Genomic DNA, 25,932 nt, shown 5'->3' on the forward strand with positions numbered 1-25,932 from the left:
CTCTTAAGTGAGCCCTGTTTTCTACTAATCTCGGAAACAATCATGCTCATTACAAAGCATGGCATCAATACTTTGCCAGCCAAGAAGCCGCATCCACAACGCCGGAATCTGCCTAGGTAACAATGGGCCAGGGTCTACTTGTTTAGGTTCCACCACCTGCCATACTTGGTCTTCCCCTTGTTCAGCCACAATAAATTTGAACGGCTGGTACATTGCCATCCCTAATCGCAAGTCTGTCACAGTGAGGCCTACCCCTTCTTGCTGGAATCGGACAAAACCATCGGTAAAATACTCAAAATCCGTAAGCAATGCTGACTTCACGGGAAACGGCCAGTCTCCACGCACCATCGGCATCCAATCGATAGTTGGGTCCTCATCCTTTAATGACGCTAACCCTTCCCAGTATTTATCGTCGTCTAACACAACAACCCGCCACAGCACGGTATTAAGCGGCGTTGGCGCAATAAATACAGGTTGACCTTCCAGATGCGTTCCCGCTACGTTTTCTTCAACGCGATCTTTAATCATCCCCATTGCGATGAGTGACCAGCCTAAATACAAGGTCGATAGCGCAAGCCCCACACCACATAGTTTTGACGCTCGACTGCGCCAGATAAATGCAGCCAGCACAGGAATGAGCATGGGAAGTGTGTAGAGCGGATCAATGATAAAAATACTCGATATCGCCACGGGCGGCACATTCAAAGGCCAGAAAAGTTGCGTGCCATAGGTCGTAAAAGAATCCAAGATCGGGTGCGTCACCAAGGCTGCGGTAATCAGTAGCCACAGTTGCCCTAATGACCACGTTTTAGCAACAAATCGCTGCCAAACAATCGCCAGCAACGTGGAAAATGGGATGAGGACAAACAAAGAATGACTGAATCCTCTATGTTTGATCATGTTTGAGATAGGATCGCCATAATCTAAAAGCACATCTAAGTCTGGCAACGTGCCAAGAGCCGCACCGGCAAGCAGTATTTTCGGTGAGCACTTTTTTCCTGCAATCAAGCCAGCTACAGCGGCACCAAGTGCCGCCTGAGAGATCGAATCCATTAACGCTTTCCATAGTTATTTATCGTTACATACTCAAGTGCTCTGAATCTCTCACTTAGGTATATTGGCTTGGGATGATAGCGTTGCTGGTCCCAAGAGTTAAATATTTCGTTACGTACTTTCGCTATCGCCAATAAGTTTCTGTGTCCTTGGTCTCAACATTTAGGCCTTACTTTTTGTAGGTTTTAAAGTGAGACGATTAATGAGGAGAAGAGATAGGATGCCAGGAAAAGTATCAGACTATATGACACGAAAACTCATCACGATTGACCCTCAAATGGGCGTAAGAGAAGCCTATTTCTTAATGAGAGACGAAGATATTCGACATTTGCCCGTTGTTGATGGCGATGAATTGGTTGGCATTATCAGTGACCGGCAATTACGCAGACCAAACTGGGCAGATGAAACACCCGATATCGAACACCCTTATCTCCTTTCCGACGATTTAACCGTTGGCGATGTTATGGAGAAAGAGGTAGTCACCTGCCGAACCTATGAAACCTTGTCTAAAGCAAATAAAACTATCATGGATCATAACGTGGGCGCACTCCCCGTTCTCGATAAAACCGATGCACTGGTCGGGATATTGTCTGCCGTTGATTTGTTGGCAGCACTACAAGATATATTGAAAAACGAAAAATCTAAAAAGAAAGCCCGCGCATAACCTTGAAAAGAGCAAAGGCGTAAACCTTTGCTCTTTTCACTTTTCTTACCGTTAACTCCAAATCGTTGTTTGCAGCCATTTCCATAAACTGGCTATCAAACAGCATAAACACGCCCTTTGAGGCTGGTAGCTAAGCCACGCTCTCCCTTGTACACACCATAAAAAAAGCCACCTTAAGGTGGCTTCTTCATCGAGCAATGAAATTAGTTAAACAGGCCTTTCAAGAGCTTATCGGTAACCTGTTTCACTTTGTCATCTTCCGCTTTATCACCCAGCAGTTTTTTCAAACCACGCTCAGCTTCTTTTCGCGCTTTTTCTTCCAGTACTTTGTTGCTCGACAGCAGTGCTTTCACATCAAGCTCGTAACCGGGAGCCTGCCAAGTGCCATTTACCTTCACGGGGATAGTAAGATCTTTCAGCTCGTCAATATCTTTACCGCCCTGACCTTTACTGGTTCCAACCACTGAAACGAACACGTCAAAGTCCAGTGTCTCATTGAGCAGGTTTGTCTGCCCTTCACTGTGTACACGAAGAGCCGGAGCTTCAACTTTTAAGTTACGCGTGGATGCAATTCCTTTACCCAAATTGAAGGTCCCGCTCATACCGCTAAAGTCTGTTTTACGCGATTCTTCAACGTATTCAGCGCGCTTGCCTTTGAGTGTTGCTTTCGCTTCACGGATCATCTCGGGAATATTGATGCCATTGATGGATCCATCCGCAAAATTCACTGCGATGGTACCCGTAATGCCGCTACGTAGGCGCCTTTCTGATAAGCCCACACCACTGACATTCACATCGATATTACCTTTACCCGACAGCATGTCCTGCCCCGCGGCTGCAATCAACAAAGGTTGAACATTGACGTTTTTAATGCCTTTCGTAACTTGATAACGCGCTGGTGACACCGTCGCATCTAAACTGCCTTTCGCCGCAATCGTACCGCCATACAATTTCGCATCGAACTGATTGATTGCGACTTTACCGCGGTTAACCGCAAAGTTTGCCATCACGTCCGTCACTTGCACATTGCTGGCAATAAAGTCATCAATGGTGATCACACCCGCGATATCGAGTGTTTTAAGTGCAGACAAATCAGGCTCTACATCACTCAATGGCTGCTTAGTCACAGGAGAAGTGGAAGGCGTTGCAGGTTTATCGCTGTCGCCTGTTGGCTTATCTCCTTGAGCGGGGGCAGTTCCCAAGAACGCATCCACATCAATTTTTGGGCTGTGGACATCAAAACGCACTGCGGGAATGTCCGCTAGCACCACGCTCGCTTCACCGTCCACCACCAGTTCATCAACGGACGCTTTCATGCTGGTTAGTGATGCTTTCTGTGCTTTGTTATCAAATTCTACGTCACCGCTGAATCCAATCTTCATTTCTGGGCGGGGAAGGCCTTTACCTGAAACCTGACTGCTTAGCTCAAGATCTGTCGCAGTAATCAATGAAATAGCTTCATTGACATTCAAAGACGCTTTGCCTTTTGCATCAAACGCCATGTCGTTTGCATTGCCTTTTGCTTCGAAGCTCAACGCCATCGGTACACCCAAACCTAATTGGTCTGCATTCAGGCTAACGTTATCCAACGTTATTTGCGCATCTGAAGCACTGGCGGAGAGCGCAAGCTTACGCAATTGAGACTTCATGATGTCTTTTTCAATCATGGCCTCTGCACTGCCTTTCGCATTAAACGTCAGTGCATTTTGTTTACCCGTGACATCAAAATCAATTGACACCCAAACGCCGGTTTCCAGCTTGCCGATATTCAGGTTGAGCGAGCTAATTTCACTCTTGGTATGCGCTTTATCATCACGGACCGTGGCACTGGCATCAACAACGTCCAAGCCACCAATGGTTATTGTCCATGCCGCAGCAGGTTTAGGGTCGTTTGCGGGTGTCTCTGTTGGCGTCGTTTCTTTAGATTCGTTTTTATCAGCAGGCGCAGGCTCTCCTGACAAGCCATCTAAGTTACTTGTTCCGTTTGGCAAGGTTTGAATAAAGACATGTGCGCCATACAAACTCACCATACCTATATCTAGTTGATCAGAAAGCAGTGGCATGACAGCGACAGACATTTCAGCCTTGTCGAGTTTCAACATATTGGGTTCAGCGAATCCGTTCGGGTTTTTAAACGCCAGCTTTTCAACTGACAAGCCTAAACTTGGCCAAAAACGCCAACTGATATCACCATCAATGACCAGCTCACGCCCTGTCGCCTTTTTCACTTCGTCAGCGATCAGCGGCTTAAAGTCATTCGGGTTGATGACGGCCACAATAACGCCAATGGCGATAACAACCAGTAGCACCAAACCAAGTAGGACATAAAGAAGCTTTTTCATGATGGTAATCAGTTCCTTATCTGAGGCGAACGAAATTTCGACTATTTTATCGAATCGCAGATGCAAATTTTGCTGACGATCATGCAATTTCAATGAATACTAACAAAGTCAAAAAGTCACATTTTTAAAATGACATAAAAAAAGCCGGACTCGTGTCCGGCTTTTCTATTTTATGCTTTAAGCAGTTTGGCAATGTGTGCTTTAAGCACATCGATCGCGATTCGGTTCTTGCCACCGCGAGGAACAATAATGTCCGCGTATTGTTTCGATGGCTCAATGAATTGCATAAACATTGGGCGAACCGTTTTCTGGTATTGCTCCAGTACTGATTCCATTGTGCGGCCACGCTCTGCTACGTCACGTTTTACACGGCGCAGAAGACAGATATCCAAAGGAGTGTCCATGAAAATACTTGCGTGCATGATGTCGCGTAGACGCGGATCAGTCAGAAGAAGGATACCTTCCAGAATGATCACCTTTTTCGGTGTCATTGTGGAGGTCTCTTCCATACGGGTATGCTCTGAGTAGCTATATTGAGGCACTTCTACAGATTTGCCTTCCATCAACTCGTTCAGGTGCTTGCATAAAAGGTCGTGATCAAGTGCCTGCGGATGATCGTAGTTCGTCTTAACACGGTCTTCCATGCTTAGGTGACCTTGGTCGCGATAGTAGCGGTCTTCCGTGATAACACCGATCTGGTGATCGCCCACTTTTTCTTTGAGTTCCTGATAGATTGTACTGGCGATCAAACTTTTACCGGACGCAGAAGCCCCTGCGATACCGATAATGACACATTGGTTGTTGTCACTCATAAATGAATACCCGGAAATATGGCGAGAAATAAACCGCCTGATTATAGGGAGTTGAACTCGCGCTTTCTATCTAAATTTGTGATGAGAATCTCAAATTAAGGCAAGATGCCCAAAGTTTCATCACATTGAGTGCGCATTGTCCAACCCCTCATCGGTATTGAAGAAAAAGCGCGTCAACCCACCGTTGTGATCGCGATTGATTCAGCCGATGCATCGCCACGCCAATAAAGCTGACTGGCAACATTAAGTGCTAGCTGTTTATAGATAGTCGAGAACTCACTGTCCGAGGCAGACTCCACGGTCGGGTTACCTGCGTCTATATCCTCTCGGATTTGAATATGCAAAGGAACCTGACCGAGCAACGACAAACCATACTGTTCTGCCATTTTTACCGCCCCACCGTGACCGAAGATCGCTTCATGATGACCACATTGGCTGCAAATATGGTAGCTCATGTTCTCTACGACACCGAGTACCGGGACCGCGACTTTTTCAAACATTGCGACGCCCTTAATAGCATCCGCTAATGCAAGGTCCTGTGGTGTGGTTACGACGATCGCTGCCGTGACGGGGAATTGTTGAGCAAGGCTTAGCTGAATATCACCCGTGCCCGGCGGCATATCAACAATGAGATAATCAATATCTGGCCATCGAGTTTCATTCACGAGTTGCGCAAACGCTTTTGATGCCATCGGTCCCCGCCATACCATGGCGTCTTCATCCGGCACCAAATAACCAATAGAATTACTGTATAATCCGTGTGCTTCGATAGGCTCCATCAATTTCCCATCAAGCGTGATCGGCTGTTTTCCTTTTGTGCCAAGCATGATGGGTAAGGACGGGCCATAAATGTCTGCATCTAGAATGCCTACCTTTGCTCCCTGTGCTTTTAAAGCGAGCGCGAGATTGACAGACGTCGTCGACTTGCCGACCCCGCCTTTTGCCGAACTAACGACCAGCAGGTTTTTCACACCCTTCAATTGCGTTTTATCGCCCGCTTTCATTGGCACAACACGCGAAGAAATGGCCAGGTCCGGAATAGCCTCCCCATCGCTTTGCTTCGCACTCAACCACTCGGTAAGGGACTGGATAACAGCGTTAGCTGCAAAAGGAAACGTCACTGAGATGTCGCCTTTTTTTGATTGCGTCACTAAACCTTTGTGGCTTGCCCAATCAAGGATGAGGGCAGGATGCTCAAATTGATTAAGAAATGAAATGACATCGTTTAAATCTTTGGGCTGGGTTTTATCACGACCAAGAAACATAGCAGGAAGGCTCTCCGACCTAGAATTGTGAAACTCCTTTTAGCCTAATGAATTTTCCCCTGTTTCACACGGTTTTCGTGCCTAAATATGAAATGCGCTGCCGAAAGGTGAATAACACGGTGAAAGCTAGGCATTCCAACGCGTATCAGGTAAGATTTGCGGCATTCATCCGATTCATTTGTCAAAAGCGAACATTCTAAATTATGGCTGCAAACCAACGTAAAATTCTGGTTACCTGTGCCCTGCCTTACGCGAATGGCTCAATCCATTTGGGTCATATGCTAGAGCATATTCAGGCAGACGTATGGGTGCGTTATCAGCGCCTGCGTGGCAACACTGTAAACTTCATTTGTGCAGACGATGCGCACGGTACGCCTATCATGCTGAAAGCTCAGCAACTGGGTATCGAGCCTGAAGCCATGATCGCCGAGATGCAAAAAGAGCACGAAGCAGATTTCGCAGGCTTTGACATCAGTTTTGATAACTATCACAGCACACACAGCGATGAGAACCGTGAACTGGCGTCGTACATCTACACCCAGCTGAAAAACAACGGTTTCATCAATAGCCGTACCATTTCACAGCTGTTTGACCCAGAAAAAGAAATGTTTCTGCCAGACCGTTTCGTAAAAGGCACTTGCCCGAAATGTAAAGCAGAAGACCAATACGGTGATAACTGTGACAACTGTGGTGAAACGTACAGCCCAACCGATCTGATCAATCCAAAATCAGCGGTGAGCGGTGCGACCCCAGTCATGAAAGATTCTGTGCACTTCTTCTTCGACTTGCCACAGTTTGGTGACATGCTGCAAGCGTGGACCAAGTCTGGTGCGCTGCAAGAAGAAATGGCAAACAAGATGAACGAGTGGTTCGAGTCTGGCCTGCAACAGTGGGACATCTCTCGTGACGCACCGTACTTCGGCTTTGAAATCCCAGGCGAACCAGGCAAATACTTCTACGTATGGCTGGACGCACCTATCGGCTACATGGGCTCGTTCAAAAACTACTGTGACAAAAACAGCGCAGTGGACTTCGACGAGTACTGGAAGAAAGAAAGCGACGCAGAGCTTTACCACTTCATCGGTAAAGACATCGTTTACTTCCACAGCCTGTTCTGGCCAGCAATGCTGGAAGGCTCTGGCTTCCGTAAACCGACCAACGTTTTCGTGCACGGCTACGTAACGGTGAACGGCGCGAAAATGTCTAAGTCTAAAGGTACGTTCATCAAAGCGAGCACTTACCTGAAACACCTAGACCCAGAATGTCTGCGTTACTACTACACAGCGAAACTTAACAATCGCATCGACGATCTCGATCTTAACCTGGATGATTTCGTTCAACGCGTTAACTCTGACATCGTGAACAAAGTGGTTAACCTTGCATCACGTAACGCGGGCTTCATCGCCAAGCGTTTCGACGGCATGCTGTCTGCGGAATGCTTAGAGCCAGCACTGTACGCAGAGTTTGCTGACGCAGCAGAGCGCATTGGCGATCTTTACGAGAAGCGTGAATACAGCCGAGCAATCCGCGAAATCATGGCACTGGCTGATAAAGCCAACCAATACGTGGATGAAAAAGCACCTTGGGTTGTTGCGAAAGAAGAAGGCAAAGACGCTGAGCTTCAAGCTATCTGTACTATGGGTATTAACCTGTTCCGAGTACTGATGGCTTACTTGAAACCTGTCATGCCTGAATTGACTGCTCGCTCAGAAGCATTCTTGAATGAAACACTGACGTGGGAAAGCATTGCTCAACCTTTGACGTCACACAAAGTGAACGCATTCAAAGCACTGTTCAGCCGCATCGATCCTAAGCACGTTGAAGCCATGGTTGAAGCATCAAAAGAAGATGCTGCTGCCGAGAAGGCTGTTGCTGAGAAAGCAAAAGGCCCTCTAGCAGACGAGCCAATTGCACCAGAAATCGAGTTCGATGACTTTGCTAAAGTTGACCTACGTATTGCAAAAATCATCTCGTGTGAGTCAGTGCCAAAAGCGGACAAGCTGCTGAAGTTCCAATTGGATATCGGTGGCGAAACTCGTCAGGTGTTCTCTGGTATCAAGTCTGCGTACAACCCAGAAGACTTGATTGGTAAGTACACTGTCGTCGTCGCTAACCTGAAACCACGTAAAATGAAGTTTGGCATGTCAGAAGGTATGATTCTGGCAGCTGGCCCGGGTGGTAAAGATCTGTGGCTGCTGGAACCGCACGAAGGTGCACAACCAGGTATGCGTGTGATGTAATGTCGCTACGCGAGAAAAAAAGGAGCCAATAGGCTCCTTTTTTATTTTCTGACGCCGAGCATCTATACACCCCTGTCTATTCACGCAATCATTCAGAGATACAACTCACAATTCTTGCACTTAATTGGGTCATTCTTGCCTCGATAATGAGCAAGAACTTTAAATAAAAACTAATAACACATTGTATTTAAAGCATTAATTAGATTGGCACACACTCTGCAGTATGAGTTCAGGCTCAGAACAGAGGAAAAAGATATGTCATTGCTCACAGTCCTAACACCAAACTGGCTAATCCAAGCCACCAAAGGGTTATCAAGCACACGTCAGTCTCGCCAAGAACAATACAAATCACAAATGCGCTCTCTTCGCACTCTTCTGTGGATGCTACACGACCACAACGTCAGATACTCGCGCTGCCCTCAGTCTCCTCAAGCAACAAAAGCACGTGAAGAAATCAGTGCCTTTTGCGAAGAGATGCAGCAGCAATGCACGTCTGCTCAAGGTCCTCTGTTTCGCGTTCTAGGATCTAGGATGGACCAAGCTCTCGCAGCCCTGCCCACTCAGTCAAAGGCTGCTTGGTTTGCCATTCACCATCGCACATCAGATCACCTTATTTATATCATTGATGAAATCACCCGCTCCTATATCAGCGAAACCGGTGAGGATACCCTGTACGAAGAGTACCAAGCCTTCTGGCAAACATGGATTGATACTAAAGAAGCACAGCTTCGTTTCGAACAAGCCGTCATGCGCCTTGTTGATGGGAAAACAGCAGCATGGCAGTCAGTCAAATTGCAGAGCTGCATACTGCAAAAACGGATGAATCAGTTATCCCTGATCTGTAACGCGGATGTCTCACTGGCATTCGATCGGGTAGATCATCGTTTTGATTCAGTGATTCAATCTGTAGATGGCGATATTCCACCAAGTTCACTGACAAAAATAAGTCAGGACCTAAGCGTGATACTTTTACATTTGTTTGATGGCGAATTGGCCGTACTGACCACTGAAAATCACACCGCGATCATCAAGCAACCACAAAAAGTAGTAGCCATTAAACAGCCGTAAACTGCAAACACGAAAAAGGCCTGCATTGCAGGCCTTTTTCGTACCGTAAATCATTTAGCCGACGCGCCTAAATTGTGCGACCAATGTTTTTTGGTCAGTCAATAAGGTCACCAAGCGTTCAGCTTCTTGCACTGTATCTTTGGCTATTCCCAAAGACTGATGCGAAAGCTCAGAAACTTGCTGGATATTGCCGTTCATTTCATTTGATACCGCCGCCTGTTCTTCAACTGCTGTGGCGACCTGATGGTTTCTGTCATTGATATTGGCAACAAGTTCCTGTGAGCGTCGCAGCACATCACCTGCTTGCTCAGCACTGCTGACACATTCAACCGAAAGCGTCGTACCTCGTGACATCGCGTCAACGGCTTGTTGGGTGCCGTTTTGGATGAGTGAAATCACGTCTTGGATTTCAGATGTTGATTCCTGAGTGCGCTGAGCAAGCGCACGTACTTCGTCAGCAACAACAGCAAAGCCTCGCCCTTGCTCGCCAGCACGAGCAGCCTCAATTGCCGCGTTGAGTGCAAGCAAGTTAGTTTGTTCTGCGATACCTTGAATAACATCCGACACCGCACCAATGCGTTTCCCGTGCTCTTCTAGCTCTGAAATAACACTGGATGCATCGCTAAGCTGCTTCGCCAGATTCTGGATAGCATCCACCGTTTTGCCGACAGTTTCCATTCCAGCCAACGTGGCATCTTGCGCCTCCATGGCTGCATCTGATGCCCCTTGAGTGTTCCCCGACATATCATTGGCAGTGGCAGACATTTCGTTGATAGCGGCTGCAATCTGGTCAGTTTCCGCATTTTGACGGTCTAGATTGCTCGTTGTTCGCTGTCCGTTTTCTTTCGCAATGCTGGCTGCCGACAAGACTTGGTCACTGCCATCCATAATCCGGCCTACAACCGCATTCAGTTCTGCTGCTCGCATCTTCAGTGCTAGCTCTATTTCAGAAACATCATCGATAGAGCCGTTGTAGAGATATTCCATTAATGGGTTGTCGTATGCTTCTTTAGCCAGCTTGGTCACACTCTCAAGCCGACGAGTTAACATGTAGATCGCAATAACAGACCAGAGAAATTGCACGGCAACGGTCGCTGCAAATCCTGCGAAGAACCCCGCAGTGCCAGCCACTACTGCACCAGGAACAAACCACATGAGAGCGCGCTGCCAAAGTCTGCTTCTGGGCATTTTCAATGCAGATGGCGTTTTACCTGCTAAGAGTTGTGGATAGACTTTTTCAGCGCGGTCTACCGCCTTACGATCCGGCACCATGCGAACAGATTGATATTCTACAATTTGACCGTTTTTCTTGATTGGAGACGCAAACGCGTTCACCCAGTAATGGTCACCATCTTTATTTCTATTTTTCACCAATCCCATCCAAGACCGGCCATTTTTTATGTAGTCCCACATATTTTGGAAAGCCGCTGGAGGCATGGATGGATGGCGGACCATATTATGAGGTTGTCCGATTAATTCTTCTCTCGTGTAGCCAGCAACCTCGCAGAACTCATCACTCGCATACTTGATGATACCGCGTGTGTCGGTGGTTGAGAGCAAGTTGTAATCGGCAGGAAACCGGACTTCCTTCTCAGTTACAGGATTATTAACTCGCATACGACACTACCTTTCGATGAATGAGACAGTATTCTAATAAGTAATACTAGACGATTAATTCAGAAGAAAATGATAAGTAGTCGTTTTATTAGTGACTTACACAATTGAGCTAATAAATTAATATATATATTAATAAGATAGCATTATTCATAGAGTCCACGCTTTTGACCATTCTCTACAAATAATCCCACTAAAAAACTGAGGGATTTTTAAACGATGCCCTCTGCTCAAATAAAGAAGCAAGCACAAAAAAGCCGGCTAGAAAGCCGGCTTTTACAACACAATTTAGCATTAGCCAATGTGTGTCAGACCACCCATGTATGGGCGAAGTACTTCTGGCACTTCGATACGACCATCAGCTTGCTGGTAGTTTTCCATGATAGCAACCATTGTGCGACCAACTGCCAGACCTGAACCGTTCAGCGTGTGCAGCAGCTCAGGCTTCTTCTCGCCTTTACGACGGAAGCGAGCTTGCATACGACGCGCTTGGAAATCAGTCATGTTTGAACATGAAGAGATTTCACGGTAGGTGTTCTGTGCAGGAACCCAAACTTCCAAATCGTAAGTCTTAGCAGAACCAAAGCCCATGTCACCTGTACACAGGATAACTTTACGGTAAGGCAGGTTCAGCAGTTGAAGTACTTTCTCAGCGTGGCCAGTCAGTTCTTCCAGAGCAGCCATTGAATCTTCTGGCTTAACGATTTGTACCAACTCAACTTTATCAAATTGGTGCATACGGATCAGACCACGCGTGTCGCGACCGTAAGAGCCTGCTTCTGAACGGAAACAAGGCGTGTGCGCAGTCATGCGAATTGGCAGATCTGCTTCGTCTACGATTTCGTCACGTACCAAGTTGGTCAGAGGAACTTCTGCCGTTGGGATCAGTGACATGCCTACGCCTTCTTCAGTCGCAGGTTGGGTGTGGAACAAGTCTTCACCAAATTTAGGCAACTGACCCGTACCGAATAGGCTGTCTGCGTTGACCAAGTACGGTACATACATTTCAGTGTAACCGTGCTCAGTGGTGTGCAAGTCCAGCATGAACTGAGCGATCGCACGGTGCAGACGCGCCATTTGGCCTTTCATCACGATGAAACGTGAACCAGACAGCTTAACTGCGCTCGCGAAATCCAAACCGCCAGACATTTCACCCAAATCAACGTGATCTTTCACGTCGAAGTCGTAAGACTTAGGCTCGCCCCAAACGGTGATTTCAACGTTCTCTGACTCATCTTTGCCTACTGGCACAGCGTCGTCTGCGATGTTTGGAACACCCATGATGACATCGTTCAGTTGGTCTTGCAGTTCAGCCAGATCCGCTTTTGCTTTGTTCAGCTCGTCACCCAGATTGTCTACTGCTGCCAGTAGTGGCTGGATGTCTTCACCTTTTGCCTTCGCTTGACCGATGGACTTGGAACGCGCGTTACGCTCAGCTTGCAGCTCTTCGGTGCGAACTTGCAGCGATTTGCGCTTTTCTTCCAGGTTACGGAGAGTGTCAACGTCAAGCTTGAAGCCACGACGTGCCAGTTTTTCAGCTGTATCGTCCAGCTCGGTACGAAGTAGTTTTGAATCCAGCATGTTAATCCTGTGAATCGTTAAACAGTGCCTGAAAAAAGTTGACGTTGCCACGCACTATTATGACAACGTCAATAAGATTGATTTGCCCAAGGAATACGGTTCAATGTATTGCCGAAGAAGAGGGCTTTTATGGCTTTAAACAATACCCAAAATACCCTCTATTTCCTAGCGTTTTTGCGGGCTATTTGCGTCTAACTGTTCAAGAAATGCCAACTTCTCAGCGATTTTGATTTCCATGCCGCGATTTGCAGGATGGTAGTATCGGGTCCCCTTCATTTCTGTTGGGAAATAACTCTCTCCTGCCGCATAAGCATTTGGCTCATCGTGGGCATACCGATAACCATCGCCGTATCCCATTTCTTTCATAAGCGTGGTGGGGGCGTTGCGAAGATGATTTGGGACTTCATAGTCAGGGTGCATTCTTGCGTCAGATAACGCTTGTTTCCACGCGGTATACACTGAATTACTTTTGGCTGCGCACGCCATATAAACTGCTGCTTGAGCGATGGCTCTCTCACCTTCGGCTGGCCCGACGCGAGTGAAGCAATCCCATGCATTGATAGCAATTTCCATCGCACGAGGGTCTGCATTGCCAATATCTTCTGATGCGATAGCAAGCAAGCGACGCGCGACATAGAGCGGGTCACCACCTGCCGTGATTATCCTTGCATACCAATACAAGGCAGCATCAGGATTTGAACCACGAACTGACTTATGAAACGCTGAAATCAAGTCGTACCAAAGGTCACCTTTGTTATCAAAGCGCGCGATTTTTTCACCTGCAACTTCAGCAAGAAGTTCAAGCGTGATGCGTTTTTGGCCTTTACTGTCCGGCTCCGCCATGTCGCTGAGAAGCTCTAAATAGTTAAGCGTCATGCGCGCATCACCAGACGTGAAATTAGCCAATTGCTCTTTCACGTCTTGGTCAAACGATAACGTTTCATTTCCGAGTCCACGTGTCTTGTCAGACAAGGCCTGCTCGATAACTTCAAGAATGTCGTCACTGTCGAGCGATTTAAGCTTGTAAACACGTGCGCGTGATAACAATGCGTTATTTAACTCAAACGATGGGTTTTCTGTGGTCGCACCAATAAAAGTAATGGTGCCGTTTTCAATATGTGGAAGAAACGCATCTTGCTGGCTTTTGTTAAAGCGGTGTACTTCGTCTACAAACAAAATGGTACGGCGACCTACCAACTGATTCTCTTTGGCTTTGTCGATTGCAAGACGAATATCTTTGACACCAGATGTCACCGCTGACACTCGTTCTATTTCAGCGTTCGCATACCCCGCAGCCACTTCTGCCAGTGTGGTTTTCCCCGTCCCCGGAGGTCCCCATAAGATCATCGAATGTAAGTGGCCACTTTCCAGTGCTCGTCGGAGTGGTTTGCCTTCAGACAATAGGTGCTTCTGGCCAATATACTCGGCCAGATTTGTGGGGCGCATACGCGCCGCAAGGGGACGGAAATCGTCTGCGAAATCCAGACTTAAATTACTCACGCCAGTTACTCACAATAGGGTCTCTATTACTGCCGCTGGTCATCCAGCTCAACACCTTTAGGAACAGTAAAGCTGAAAAGCGATGAGCTTGGCGACACATTCTTGACATTTTCCAGCGCAAACTTGCTGGTTTGACCGTCTTGCTCGACAACGGAGAATTGGGTAATACGACCGTTGGGCTCTACACTCACCACAAACTCACCTAGGTTAGACGCTTGTTTCGGTGAAAGTGTGAACGTATTGCCGTTTTGCTCGACATCGTAGTTATTCCAATCCTTCGGATCGTTACGCGTTAAAAGCACAAACGGGGTTTGCGACGTCGCATCGTCCAGCCACATCGCGGTGACTTGCTCGATAAACGGGCTGTAATACCAAAGCGTTTTACCGTCTGAAATCAGAATGTTTTCATCCGGTGTGACGGTTTCCCAATTGAATAAGTTCGGGCGCTTCATCGCAAGCGTGCCCTCACCTTCACTGATCACGTCCCCTTCAGGGCTGGTCACAACTTGATCGAATTCAGCGGTAAAGCTGTTTAGCTTCGCCAAACGGGTATTCAATTCCTGCTGAGGAGAAGCAAATACTGCAGGTGCCACCAGCAGCAGGGATAACAACATTTTTTTCATTCTTATTTCCAATCAATCTCGAGGCGGAGGCGGTGGAGCCAACACTTCACGATTTGAGTTATGTCCTGGAGGGCTGACAATACCCTGCATCTCTAACTGTTCAACGATACGCGCAGCACGGTTATAGCCAATTTTAAATCGACGCTGTACACCTGAGACTGATGCACGACGTGACTCTGTCACGAATTCAACGACCTGATCAAATAAAGGATCCAGCTCTTCACCGTCTCCAGCATCAGCCGCTTCGCCAGGCAACAACCCGTCTGCGCCTTGGTCACCATTGGTGATCTCGGTAATATATTGGGGCTTACCGCGCGCTTTCCAATTGCTCACCACGCGGTGAACTTCATCATCATTCACAAACGCACCGTGCACACGTGCTGGGTGATTTGAGCCATTTGGCATAAACAGCATATCACCCATGCCCAATAGCGATTCCGCACCGCCTTGGTCAAGAATGGTACGGGAGTCAGTTTTTGTTGATACCGTAAATGCCATACGCGTCGGGATGTTGGCTTTAATCAAGCCGGTAATCACATCAACAGACGGTCGTTGCGTCGCTAGCACTAAGTGAATACCTGCTGCCCGCGCTTTTTGCGCCAGACGCGCGATTAACTCTTCAACTTTCTTGCCGACTACCATCATCAAATCAGCAAATTCATCGACGATAACAACGATATAAGGCAATTTTTCTAGCAACGGCGCAGTTTCATCCATGCTATCACCAGGCTTCCAAAATGGGTCTGGGATCGGATGTTCCGCTTCATTCGCTTCTTTGATTTTTTCGTTGTAACCTGCGATGTTACGTACGCCTAATGCAGACATTAATTTGTAACGACGTTCCATTTCAGCCACGCTCCAACGCAGCGCATTACCGGCATCTTTCATGTCCGTCACAACTTCTGTCAGCAAGTGTGGAATGCCTTCATATACCGACAGCTCAAGCATTTTCGGGTCAATCATGATGAAACGAACATCTTCAGGGCTCGCTTTGTACAGCATACTGACAATCATGACATTCACGCCGACCGACTTACCTGAACCTGTCGTACCAGCAACTAACATGTGGGGTGCTTTAGCAAGATCGGTCACGACCGCCTCGCCGGCAATGTCTTTACCCAATACAACAGACAACGGTGATTTAGACTGTTGGAAGCGTTCGCTCGCAACCACTTCGGACATGAAGACGGTTTCACGACTGGTATTCGGTAACTCAAGGCCGATATAAGGTTTACCTGGGATCACATCAACCACACGTACCGCACTGGTAGACAGTGAACGTGCAATGTCTTTCGACAGACTCATAATGCGGCTCACCTTCACACCAGGAGCCAATTCAAGCTCGAAACGTGTGATCACTGGCCCCGGGAAAATACCTTTTACCGTGACTTTAATTTTGTATTCTTCAAGACGTGTTTCAATCAAGCGGGCTTGATATTGCAACTCTTCATCGGTTGCACGCGTCGCGGTATTTCGTGGCGGATCCAGCAAGTCGAGCGTCGGTAACGGTTCTTTAGGCTTAGGCAGATTAGGTTCATCTTTGACCAAGAATGGGTGCACTGCACCAGCGGCATTCTTCTGCGCCTCACGAATGGTTTCCAAGAAAGGATCTTCGTCAGGGATTACAGACTCTGCCTGAACACGATCCAGTTCAGACACACCATCTTTGCTGCCAATTTCGTAGTGTCTGCCATCATCTTCCATCGTATCTGACTCGATGACATCGGTTGGATTTGCATGTGCAATATCGCTCTCAAGCGTATCTTCGACAATATCTTGTATTGCATGCTCTTTAAACGCTGATTCACTAGATTCAGCGTCTTGCGATTCATCACTCCAAGGCGGTAATTCTTCGTCAGGAACGGTATCCACGTTGATATCTTGAGGTAACGATGTTGAAACGTGTTCAGCAGGCTGATCAATGACTGAAGGCGTAAAATCCGATTCCTGCGCCAATTCACTGACGGGTTCCAATGTCATTACTGGCTCGGTGCGCGCAACATTTACGCTTACAGGTGCAGGCTTGTGAATAACTGGCGCGGTCGGCGTATCGCTCGCTTTGTTATTTTCGATGCGCTGCGCTTCGGTGAGTGCCGCTATATCGGCCAACTCTTGCTTTTCACCCAACCGTGAAGGTTTAGCAAACAATGGGTCTGAATCATCGAGTTCAGAAGTATCCACGGTTGCACCCAAGGTTTGCGGTTTATCGCCACGCGCTTTATTGACTACCCAAGTGATCGCCGTCAAGGTTTTCTCCCCCAAGGTATCAACAATCGTCAGCCAAGAAATACCCGTAAACAGCGTAAAACCTGCCGCCCACAGGAACATAAATACCAATGTCGTACCAAGCAAATTGAACATTGGCATTGAAAGCTCTGTCAGCACATCGCCGACAACACCGCCTGATGAGAAAAACCAAAAGTCATCAAAGTTAAGATCTGCCAAGCCACAACTTGTCAGCAGAAGGAGCACAACACCTAGGATTTTGGTCGCTAAAATGGTGTAGTTAAGGGGCTCAGACTCACCGCGACGACGGAAGAATACCCAACCACCAAGCAGCAATAGAAAAGGTAATGGATACGCTAAGGTACCTAGCGCGAAAAACAGCGTGTCTGCAACCCATGCGCCTGCATTACCTGCCGCATTTTGTACAGGTCCATCCCAAGCAGTTTGAGACCAAGACGGGTCTGACGAATCATAGCTAATGAGAGAAACAAAAATGAACACAGCAGACAGTAGCGCAAGGATCAGAGCGCTCTCTTTCAATCGTTGAATACCATTCAATCGATTTGAGGTTTCTGTCTGTTTTCGCTCCTGACGCAAGAAAAACTCCATTATCACCTATCTTCTAAAATCAAAACCCTAAAACATAAATTGCCGGTTTTTTTCTTATCCATTCGTTACCGGTTGCAGTCTAACTTAGGCTCATCGTTGATCACGCCCGTTTATCTGCTTTGCAAAAGTGTACACCAAACAAAAAAACAAACCGAGCAGCAAGCTACTCGGTTTGTAAAATATACCACTTATTTCAGCCCTCTAGATATGAGGGATGCGAAGAAGTTAGCGTGTTTTGATAACCAGATGGTTAGTTTGCTTCACTTCTTCCATGACCACGTAAGTACGTGTGTCGTTCACACCCGGTAAGCGCAGCAGTGTTTCACCCAGCAGCTTACGGTATGCCGACATGTCAGATACGCGCGTCTTCAACAGGTAGTCGAAATCGCCAGATACGAGGTGACACTCTTGGATATCTTCGAGTTGTTGAACGGCCTTGTTGAACTGTTCAAAGACATCTGGTGTACCACGGTTTAGCGTGATTTCGACAAATACCAGTAACGATGCGTCGAGGAACTGAGGGTTCAACAACGCAGTGTAACCACTGATATAACCTTGTCTTTCAAGACGACGAACGCGCTCCAAACAAGGGGTTGGCGACAACCCTACTCGCTTAGACAACTCAACGTTTGAAACGCGGCCATCCTTTTGGAGTTCGTTAAGAATATTTCTATCAATGCGATCCAATTCCTTGGAGGGTTTCTTTTTGGCTTCAACCATTTTTTATTCCACCTTATTACGTCCTTGCAATGTTAAATGCCAATTTTAATAACATAACTATAATTTTTAGCATCAAATCCGGCTATACGCGAACTATACTAGCCCTAAATACAACAATATTACAAAACAACAGCCAATAACTCTACAACGAAGCGAGGAATCAGGATGATCATTGGTGTACCAAAAGAAATCAAAAACCATGAGTACCGAGTAGGCATGGTCCCTGCCAGCGTTCGAGAGCTTGTCTCCCACGGCCACACTTTATACGTCCAGTCACAAGCGGGCGAAGGAATAGGCTTCAGCGACGACGATTACGTCAAGGCTGGAGCGTCGATTCTTCCATCAGCGGAAGAGGTCTTTGCCATTGCCGAAATGATTGTCAAAGTTAAAGAGCCTCAGGCCGTTGAGCGAGCCATGCTTCGCGAAGGGCAAATATTGTTTACCTATTTGCACCTTGCACCAGATTTTCCACAGACACAAGACCTTATCAAGAGCAAAGCTGTCTGTATAGCCTATGAAACCGTAACAGATTCTAGGGGTAGATTGCCACTTTTAGCACCGATGTCAGAGGTCGCAGGTCGCATGTCTATTCAGGCGGGTGCACAGGCATTGGAAAAATCTCGTGGCGGAGCGGGTATGCTATTAGGGGGCGTACCTGGCGTTGAACCCGCTAAAATTGTGGTCTTGGGCGGTGGTGTTGTTGGTTCTAACGCAGCAAGAATGGCCGTCGGAATGCGCGCAGATGTCACCATTTTAGATAGAAACATCGACACGCTACGGGCATTGGACGAAGAATTTCAGGGGCGCGCAAAAGTTTTATATTCAACTGAAGAAATTCTCGAAAAACACGTACTCGCCGCAGATTTGGTCATCGGAGCAGTATTAATCCCTGGCGCAGCCGCACCAAAACTGGTAAACGCAGAACATATTAAACGCATGAAACCTGGTGCAGCAGTTGTCGATGTTGCCATTGACCAAGGCGGTTGTTTCGAAACGTCACATGCGACGACACATGCAGATCCTACCTATATCGTCGATGACGTTGTGCACTATTGTGTCGCAAACATGCCTGGTGCCGTTGCGCGTACATCTACGTTCGCGCTAAACAACGCGACACTGCCTTACATCGTGAAACTCGCCAACTTGGGGTATCGAGAGGCACTACTCAATGACAATAATCTGCTGAATGGCCTGAACGTGATTAATGGCTTAGTGACAATTAAAGAAGTCGCGGAAGCATTTGACTTGGATTATGTCGACCCTCGTGTGGCAATAAGCTGAGCCATTTGTAATAAGAGATAACATAATTCAATGAAGGGTGCCGTTGAGCACCCTTTCTTTAACCTTACATTTTCCCTACAATCTCACCCATTACATAAGACAAAATCCACCCGGAGAAATAATGAGCAACGTAAAGCATTCAAGCCTTCTAATTTTAGGTTCTGGCCCTGCAGGTTACACTGCTGCAGTTTATGCTGCGCGCGCTAACCTGAACCCAGTAATGGTAACTGGCCTGCAACAAGGCGGTCAGCTAACAACAACGACTGAAGTTGAGAACTGGCCGGGTGATGCCGAAGGCCTGACTGGACCTGCGCTGATGGAGCGCATGAAAGAGCACGCAGAAAAATTCGACACTGAAATTCTATTCGACCACATCAACGAAACGGATCTGTCTCAACGTCCGTTCCGTTTGAAGGGCGATAACGGTGAATACACCTGTGATGCGCTGATTATCGCAACGGGTGCATCTGCTCAATACCTCGGTATGGAATCTGAAGAGAACTTCAAAGGTCGCGGTGTTTCTGCATGTGCAACCTGTGACGGTTTCTTCTACCGCAACCAGAAAGTTGCAGTGATCGGTGGTGGTAACACGGCAGTTGAAGAAGCCCTGTACCTGTCAAACATCGCGTCAGAAGTTCACCTAATCCACCGCCGTGACACCTTCCGTGCAGAGAAGATTCTGGTTAGTCGTTTGATGGACAAAGTTGAGAACGGCAACATCGTTCTTCACACTGACCGTGTTCTGGACGAAGTGCTGGGTGACGACATGGGCGTAACCGGTGTTCGTATCAAAAACACCCAATCAGATGCAACGGAAGAACTGGATGTAATGGGTCTGTTCGTAGCAATTGGCCACAAGCCAAACACCAGCATTTTCGAAGGCCAACTGGACATGCACAATGGTTACATCAAGGTGCAATCTGGTCTTGAAGGCAACGCGACGCAAACCAGCGTTGAAGGTGTATTTGCAGCGGGTGACGTGATGGACCACATCTATCGTCAAGCTATCACTTCTGCGGGCACAGGCTGTATGGCCGCACTTGACGCAGAGCGTTTCCTAGACGCACTAGAGAAGTAATTCTCCTTCAAAGGTCCGCTCATACTGAGCGGGCCTTCTGTTTTCTAACCAGCCTTCCCAAAACCAGTCGTGAAATGTAAGCCAACTGCCTGTTATTACACGTACTGATAACAAAAAACCAAGAAGTATTATGGATAAAAAGAAACAGCGCGCACTCGCCCAATGGTTAAAAGGGCAAAGCAAGCTTGGGAAAACCTGGCTTATGGCGGCCATTGGACTCGCCTTTTTGTCTGGGCTATTGCTCATTGCTCAGGCCGCATTACTCGCTCATATCCTCCATGAACTCATTGTTGTTAAAACAGACAAACATGAGCTTTGGTTTTCATTCTTCGCACTTGCCATCGTTGTGCTCATCCGTGCTCTGTGCAGTTGGGGTAAAGAGCAAGCCGGTTATCGCGTCGGCGAAACAGTTCGAACGCATGTCCGTCAGCTCATCATGGACAAACTTCATACGCTTGGGCCTGCTACCATTCACGGAAAGCCGGCAGGAACGTGGGCTAGCCTTTTGCTAGAACAAGTCGAAGAGATGCAAGATTTCTTCGCACGATATCTGCCTCAAATGGCCATCGCTGTGTTGATCCCATTCATTATTCTTGTTGCTGTATTTCCGCTCAACTGGGCAGCAGGGCTGATTTTCCTGCTGACCGCACCACTTGTCCCCTTCTTTATGGCACTTGTTGGCATGGGGGCAGCAGACGCAAACCGTCGTAATTTCAAAGCACTTCAACGCTTATCAGGCCACTTTTACGACCGTCTACGTGGCTTGCCGACAATTCGCTTATTCGACCAAGCAGATGCTGAAGCGAAGCATTTGAAAGTGGCTTCCGAAGATTTCCGCAAACGCACCATGGAAGTGCTAAGGCTTGCCTTCCTTTCCTCTGCTGTGCTTGAGTTTTTCACCGCGCTATCTGTCGCTATTACCGCGGTATATTTTGGCTTTAGCTATATTGGTGAATTGAACTTCGGCCATTATGGCACCAGCATCTCTTTGTTTATTGGTCTGTTTGTTTTAATTCTTGCTCCTGAGTTTTACCAACCACTTCGTGATTTGGGCTCTTTCTATCATGCCAAAGCACAAGCCATTGGTGCCGCCGAATCCATTGTTAACTTCCTTGATTCAGCACCAGAGCATCAAAGCCAAGGAAGCCAAAAAATCGCGGCAGATGCAGTCACCATCGTCGCTGAAGATCTTGAAGTGTTGAGCCCAGATGGCGCAATCCTTGCCGGACCAATGTCATTCACCATTGAAGCGGGTAAGAAAGTCGCTTTGGTTGGGCAAAGTGGCGCGGGGAAAACCAGCCTTATTAATGCATTGTTAGGCTTTCTCCCCTACCGTGGCAGTCTCCAAATGAACGGTGTTGAATTGAAGAACGCCGATCTCAGCCATTGGCGTAAACAAATAAGCTGGGTAGGTCAAAACCCGCAGCTTTTCCACGGCACGGTACAAGATAACATCGCGCTTTCTGCCCCCATGGCGACTGAATCAGACATTCATCGCGTCGCCAAAGCGGCATATGCGGACGAGTTTATACAACGCCTTGAAAAAGGGTATCAACACCCTGTCGGAGACCGAGCAACCGGGATTTCTGTCGGTCAGGCTCAGCGTATCGCTGTCGCACGAGCCCTTCTCCAAAACGGACACTTTTGGTTACTAGATGAGCCAACAGCTAGCTTAGATGCGTCGAGTGAGCGTTTGGTCATGACAAGTCTTGAACATGCAACCAAGCACACCACGTGTTTGCTGGTTAGCCACCGCATCGATCAATTGGGTACCAGTGATTTTATCCTTGTGATGGATAAAGGTAAGTTGGTTCAAAATGGAACATTCGAGTCCCTCAAACACCAAGGTCTTTTTGCAGAAATGATTCAATCAGTCGACAGGAGTGACCTCGATGCGTGATCTCATTCCGTTTCTGAAGCTTTATAGAAAACATTGGTTCGGCCTCACGCTGGGCATGCTTCTGGCCTTTGCAACGTTGGCTTCCGCAATTGGTCTGCTGGCACTTTCTGGCTGGTTTATAGCCGCATCAGCCGTTGCGGGTTTGTTGGCCATTGCTAACTTCAACTATATGCTGCCTGGCGCGGGTGTTCGGGGCCTTTCCATGGCTCGCACTGCCGGTCGTTGGGGTGAGCGCGTAGTCAGCCACAACGCCACATTTAAGCTCCTTGCAGACCTACGTATCTTCTTCTTTGAAAAACTGACGCCGCTAATTCCAGGCAAAGTTGGCAACCTTCGCGATGCCGATGTACTTAACCGATTGGTCGCAGACGTAGACGCTATGGATCATGTCTATTTGCGACTATTGAGTCCACTTGTTGTTGGTACGCTTAGTATTTTATGTGTCAGTGGTTTCTTATATTGGTTTGAGCCAGCGTTAGGTCTAACCCTAGGGGCGATTCTGTTTGGCTTGATGCTAATTTTGCCTGTGGTGTTCTACCGTTTAGGCCGCCCTCATGGCCAAGAAATCACACAAGCTAAATCTGCACTTCGAATTTCTTTGCTTGATTGGCTTCAAGGGCACGCGGAACTGCAAATTTTCGGTGCATCTGAACGCTATCGTGACAGAGCAAAACAAGAAGAAGACCGTTTACTAAACGCGCAGCGACAAATGGCAGGGATCACTGGTCTCGCAAATGGCGTATTGCTTGCTGCGAATGGCCTGACATTGGTACTCATGCTTTGGTTAGCCGCAGACGGTATCGGAGGTAACTTTCCGGATCCGCTTGTTGCCTTAGTGGCGTTTACCACCATGGCTAGCTTCGAAATCATGATGCCTGTTGCAGGTGCATTCCAGTATCTCAGTCAAACTGTGACCTCCGCTAAACGATTAAATGAGATCATCGAGGCCACGCCAGAGACCCAATTTGACCCAATGGGTTACAACAACACGGCCAAGGGTAAAATTACGTTCGACAACGTAAGTTTTACTTACTTTGATGCGCAGCAACGTGCCGTAGAAAATGTCTCTTTGACGATTGAAGCTGGCCAAAAAATCGCGCTGTTGGGCCGTACGGGTTGCGGAAAGTCTACCCTGCTGCAATTGCTGACTCGCTCGTGGGATCCCTCTGAAGGGGCCGTTTATATTGATGACGTACCTCTGACCGCATGGAGAGAGTCTGCATTACGCGCCTCGATTGCAGTTGTTAGCCAACGTGTCGACATCTTCAACGGCGCGCTCCGTAACAACCTCACCATGGCAAAGCCGAAAGCGACCGATGAAGAGTTAATTTCTGTATTGGATAGCGTAGGACTGTCCGCACTGCTTGAAGGCCCAGGCTTGGACACATGGTTGGGTGATGGTGGTCGCCAGCTTTCCGGTGGGGAAAGACGCCGTCTTGGTATTGCCCGCGCCTTGTTACGTGATGCTCCGATTTTACTGCTGGATGAGCCTACCGAAGGCTTGGACGTAAAAACAGAAAAGCACATTCTTGATCTCTTGCTCACGCATGCAAAAAACAAAACCGTGCTGTTTATTACCCACCGCTTAGTCGGTTTGGGTGAGATGGATGAAATCTGTTTGATGGACGAAGGTCAGATCATTGAGAAAGGCACCCACAGCACCTTAAAAGCAGCGGGCGGTCGTTATGCCAATTTGCTGCAACGTATTCAGTAGCCTCATGAATTGCGTATACTAAAGGGAGCAGTTGCTCCCTTTTTTCTGCTTGAACAACAGACCCTAAGGACTCGCTACTTCAATGACGATTTACTTGCCGCCATTGGATGAACACCATCCCGATATTTTTCCACCGGTCACATCCGCCCTAGAGGATCCGGATGGATTACTTGCGATCGGCGGAGATCTCTCGCCTGTGCGGTTAAAAGCAGCATACGAGAACGGTATTTTCCCATGGTTTGGAGAGGATGATCCCTATCTGTGGTGGTCTCCCTTAGAAAGAGCGATTATCAACCCCGTCACATACCACCCGAGTAAAAGCCTTAAAAAGTTCGTTCGCAAACATGGTTATCGCGTTTCAATTAATCGAAGCTTTGATCAGGTTATTGAGCAATGTGCGCTGATACGGGGAGAGGACCAAGTATGGATCACGGGAGAAATGCGTGACGCTTATCGCGAACTCCACCGTTTAGGTCATGCGCACAGCGTTGAGGTTTGGCGCGAAGAAACGCTTATAGGGGGACTTTATGGCGTAAACGTCGGCGGTCTTTTTTGTGGCGAGTCCATGTTTTCTCTCGAAACCAATGCCTCAAAGACCGCCCTCTGGCATTTTTGTCAACATTTTAGCCAACACGGTGGGCAACTGATTGATTGCCAAATGATGACTGAGCACTTGGCATCGTTAGGTGCGTACCCGATGACGAGAACAGATTATATCACCGAGGTAGAACGACTCAGGCACCAATTTGTCGATACGTCCGTCTATCGCTCGCAATGGATTTCATAACATGAAAGGACAAACGTTTCGTGTTGGCGTTACCCCACCTTCCACCTGCAATTACCTACCAGAGCAGCAAGAAACCATTGCCGTAGTGATTGATCCTGAACTTCATAGTGAACAAGGATACAGTTGGCTGATTCAATCGGGTTTTCGTCGCAGCGGCAATAGTATCTACCGCCCCTATTGTCAGGCGTGCTCAGCATGTCAATCTCTGCGTGTAGACACGCAGCAATTTCACCCGAGCAAAAGCCAAAAACGGCAAATCAATCAATTAAAACGATTAAACATCGAACTGAAGTCCGAACTCGATGATGGGTGGTTCGATTTGTATGACCGCTACATTTCAGCAAGGCACAGTGACGGTTCAATGTTCCCAGCTAACAAAGATGACTTTCTTTCCTTTGTCGGCAGTGAATGGCAACCTACGCGTTACGTGCATATATACGAAGAACACGCACTCGTCGCCGTCGCGATTACGGATATTACCACTGATGGCTTTTCGGCTATCTACAGCTTTTTCGACCCCGACCACCCTTGGTCACTTGGTTCGTTGTGCGTATTAGCCCAGTTAGAATTGGCGAAGCAAAACGGTGTCCCGTGGCTTTATCTTGGTTTTCAAATCGACGCTTGCCAAGCCATGAGCTACAAAATCAAATATCGCCCGTATCAGCGTTTTATTGCCGGCTCTTGGCAACCCTGCCAGATGATTCCCGCAAAGCCGTCCATAAATGAGTAAAGGTGCCACCTGCGAATTCGTGGGTGAGCTCTCGTTATGTTGGTTTTAACACATTAAGATTTAGGTTAAATCTTAATCAAATGCTTATTTTTACTGGTCAGTACGAATACAAAGGGGTAAAATTC

The 25,932-nt window shown here is 47.6% G+C and carries 19 protein-coding genes; 9 read left to right on the plus strand and 10 right to left on the minus strand.

Annotated features, from left to right (window positions below):
- Positions 1–24: 24 nt before the first annotated feature.
- The gene (locus tag LRP49_RS08435) at positions 25–1,053 is read right to left on the minus strand and encodes a metal-dependent hydrolase (RefSeq protein ID WP_274141601.1); all 1,029 of its coding nucleotides are present in this window, start codon (positions 1,051–1,053) and stop codon (positions 25–27) included.
- A gap of 220 nt (positions 1,054–1,273) precedes the next feature.
- On the opposite strand from LRP49_RS08435, the gene LRP49_RS08440 reads away from it, so the two are divergent.
- Positions 1,274–1,717: a CBS domain-containing protein gene (locus LRP49_RS08440; protein WP_274141602.1), complete on the plus strand. Its 444-nt coding sequence runs from the start codon at positions 1,274–1,276 to the stop codon at positions 1,715–1,717.
- Between the two features lie 203 nt (positions 1,718–1,920).
- Here the strand turns inward: LRP49_RS08440 and LRP49_RS08445 are convergent, their stop codons facing one another.
- The 3 genes from LRP49_RS08445 to apbC all read right to left on the minus strand — a co-directional run bounded on the left by LRP49_RS08445 (position 1,921) and on the right by apbC (position 6,136).
- The gene (locus LRP49_RS08445; protein ID WP_274141604.1) at positions 1,921–4,059 is read right to left on the minus strand and encodes an AsmA family protein; all 2,139 of its coding nucleotides are present in this window, start codon (positions 4,057–4,059) and stop codon (positions 1,921–1,923) included.
- A gap of 170 nt (positions 4,060–4,229) precedes the next feature.
- Positions 4,230–4,871 carry a uridine kinase gene (gene udk / locus LRP49_RS08450; protein WP_274141606.1) on the minus strand — a complete coding sequence of 214 codons (642 nt, stop codon included), beginning with the start codon at positions 4,869–4,871 and terminating at the stop codon, positions 4,230–4,232.
- A 173-nt stretch (positions 4,872–5,044) separates the two neighbouring features.
- Positions 5,045–6,136 (minus strand): iron-sulfur cluster carrier protein ApbC, encoded by a 1,092-nt coding sequence (apbC, locus tag LRP49_RS08455; RefSeq protein WP_274141607.1) that lies wholly within the window; start codon positions 6,134–6,136, stop codon positions 5,045–5,047.
- Between the two features lie 203 nt (positions 6,137–6,339).
- Here apbC and metG point away from each other — a divergent pair, with 203 nt between their 5' ends.
- Together metG and LRP49_RS08465 are read left to right on the plus strand one after the other, a co-directional pair.
- A complete protein-coding gene (gene metG / locus LRP49_RS08460; protein WP_274141609.1) occupies positions 6,340–8,376 on the plus strand; it encodes a methionine--tRNA ligase in 2,037 nt (678 codons plus the stop codon).
- A gap of 255 nt (positions 8,377–8,631) precedes the next feature.
- Positions 8,632–9,444: a hypothetical protein gene (locus LRP49_RS08465; RefSeq protein ID WP_274141611.1), complete on the plus strand. Its 813-nt coding sequence runs from the start codon at positions 8,632–8,634 to the stop codon at positions 9,442–9,444.
- A 54-nt stretch (positions 9,445–9,498) separates the two neighbouring features.
- On the opposite strand, the gene LRP49_RS08470 is transcribed toward LRP49_RS08465, so the two are convergent.
- The 6 genes from LRP49_RS08470 to lrp all read right to left on the minus strand — a co-directional run bounded on the left by LRP49_RS08470 (position 9,499) and on the right by lrp (position 18,317).
- Entirely contained in the window at positions 9,499–11,061 is a 1,563-nt protein-coding gene (locus LRP49_RS08470) for a methyl-accepting chemotaxis protein (RefSeq protein ID WP_274141612.1), read from the minus strand.
- 291 nt (positions 11,062–11,352) lie between these two features.
- Entirely contained in the window at positions 11,353–12,639 is a 1,287-nt protein-coding gene (gene serS, locus LRP49_RS08475; protein WP_274141613.1) for a serine--tRNA ligase, read from the minus strand.
- A 165-nt stretch (positions 12,640–12,804) separates the two neighbouring features.
- Positions 12,805–14,085, minus strand: a complete 1,281-nt coding sequence (locus tag LRP49_RS08480) for a replication-associated recombination protein A (protein WP_274141938.1) — start codon at positions 14,083–14,085, stop codon at positions 12,805–12,807.
- 80 nt (positions 14,086–14,165) lie between these two features.
- The gene (gene lolA / locus LRP49_RS08485; RefSeq protein WP_274141614.1) at positions 14,166–14,762 is read right to left on the minus strand and encodes an outer membrane lipoprotein periplasmic chaperone LolA; all 597 of its coding nucleotides are present in this window, start codon (positions 14,760–14,762) and stop codon (positions 14,166–14,168) included.
- A 12-nt stretch (positions 14,763–14,774) separates the two neighbouring features.
- The gene (locus LRP49_RS08490; RefSeq protein ID WP_274141615.1) at positions 14,775–17,597 is read right to left on the minus strand and encodes a DNA translocase FtsK; all 2,823 of its coding nucleotides are present in this window, start codon (positions 17,595–17,597) and stop codon (positions 14,775–14,777) included.
- Between the two features lie 225 nt (positions 17,598–17,822).
- Positions 17,823–18,317, minus strand: a complete 495-nt coding sequence (gene lrp, locus LRP49_RS08495; RefSeq protein WP_067414434.1) for a leucine-responsive transcriptional regulator Lrp — start codon at positions 18,315–18,317, stop codon at positions 17,823–17,825.
- 165 nt (positions 18,318–18,482) lie between these two features.
- Here lrp and ald point away from each other — a divergent pair, with 165 nt between their 5' ends.
- The 6 genes from ald to LRP49_RS08525 all read left to right on the plus strand — a co-directional run bounded on the left by ald (position 18,483) and on the right by LRP49_RS08525 (position 25,807).
- On the plus strand, positions 18,483–19,598 hold the full coding sequence (gene ald, locus LRP49_RS08500; RefSeq protein WP_274141617.1) for an alanine dehydrogenase: 1,116 nt from the start codon (positions 18,483–18,485) through the stop codon (positions 19,596–19,598).
- Positions 19,599–19,719: 121 nt separating this feature from the next.
- Positions 19,720–20,676 carry a thioredoxin-disulfide reductase gene (trxB, locus tag LRP49_RS08505; RefSeq protein WP_274141618.1) on the plus strand — a complete coding sequence of 319 codons (957 nt, stop codon included), beginning with the start codon at positions 19,720–19,722 and terminating at the stop codon, positions 20,674–20,676.
- Positions 20,677–20,806: 130 nt separating this feature from the next.
- Positions 20,807–22,576 carry a heme ABC transporter permease/ATP-binding protein CydD gene (gene cydD / locus LRP49_RS08510; protein ID WP_274141620.1) on the plus strand — a complete coding sequence of 590 codons (1,770 nt, stop codon included), beginning with the start codon at positions 20,807–20,809 and terminating at the stop codon, positions 22,574–22,576.
- On the plus strand, positions 22,569–24,290 hold the full coding sequence (gene cydC, locus LRP49_RS08515; RefSeq protein WP_274141621.1) for a heme ABC transporter ATP-binding protein/permease CydC: 1,722 nt from the start codon (positions 22,569–22,571) through the stop codon (positions 24,288–24,290). Before cydD ends, cydC begins: the two co-directional genes overlap by 8 nt.
- Positions 24,291–24,372: 82 nt before the next feature.
- Positions 24,373–25,077 (plus strand): leucyl/phenylalanyl-tRNA--protein transferase, encoded by a 705-nt coding sequence (gene aat / locus LRP49_RS08520; RefSeq protein ID WP_274141622.1) that lies wholly within the window; start codon positions 24,373–24,375, stop codon positions 25,075–25,077.
- Position 25,078: 1 nt separating this feature from the next.
- Positions 25,079–25,807, plus strand: a complete 729-nt coding sequence (locus tag LRP49_RS08525) for an arginyltransferase (protein ID WP_274141624.1) — start codon at positions 25,079–25,081, stop codon at positions 25,805–25,807.
- Positions 25,808–25,932 lie beyond the last annotated feature (125 nt).

Source organism: Enterovibrio qingdaonensis (assembly GCF_028683135.1).
Lineage (GTDB): Bacteria > Pseudomonadota > Gammaproteobacteria > Enterobacterales > Vibrionaceae > Enterovibrio > Enterovibrio qingdaonensis.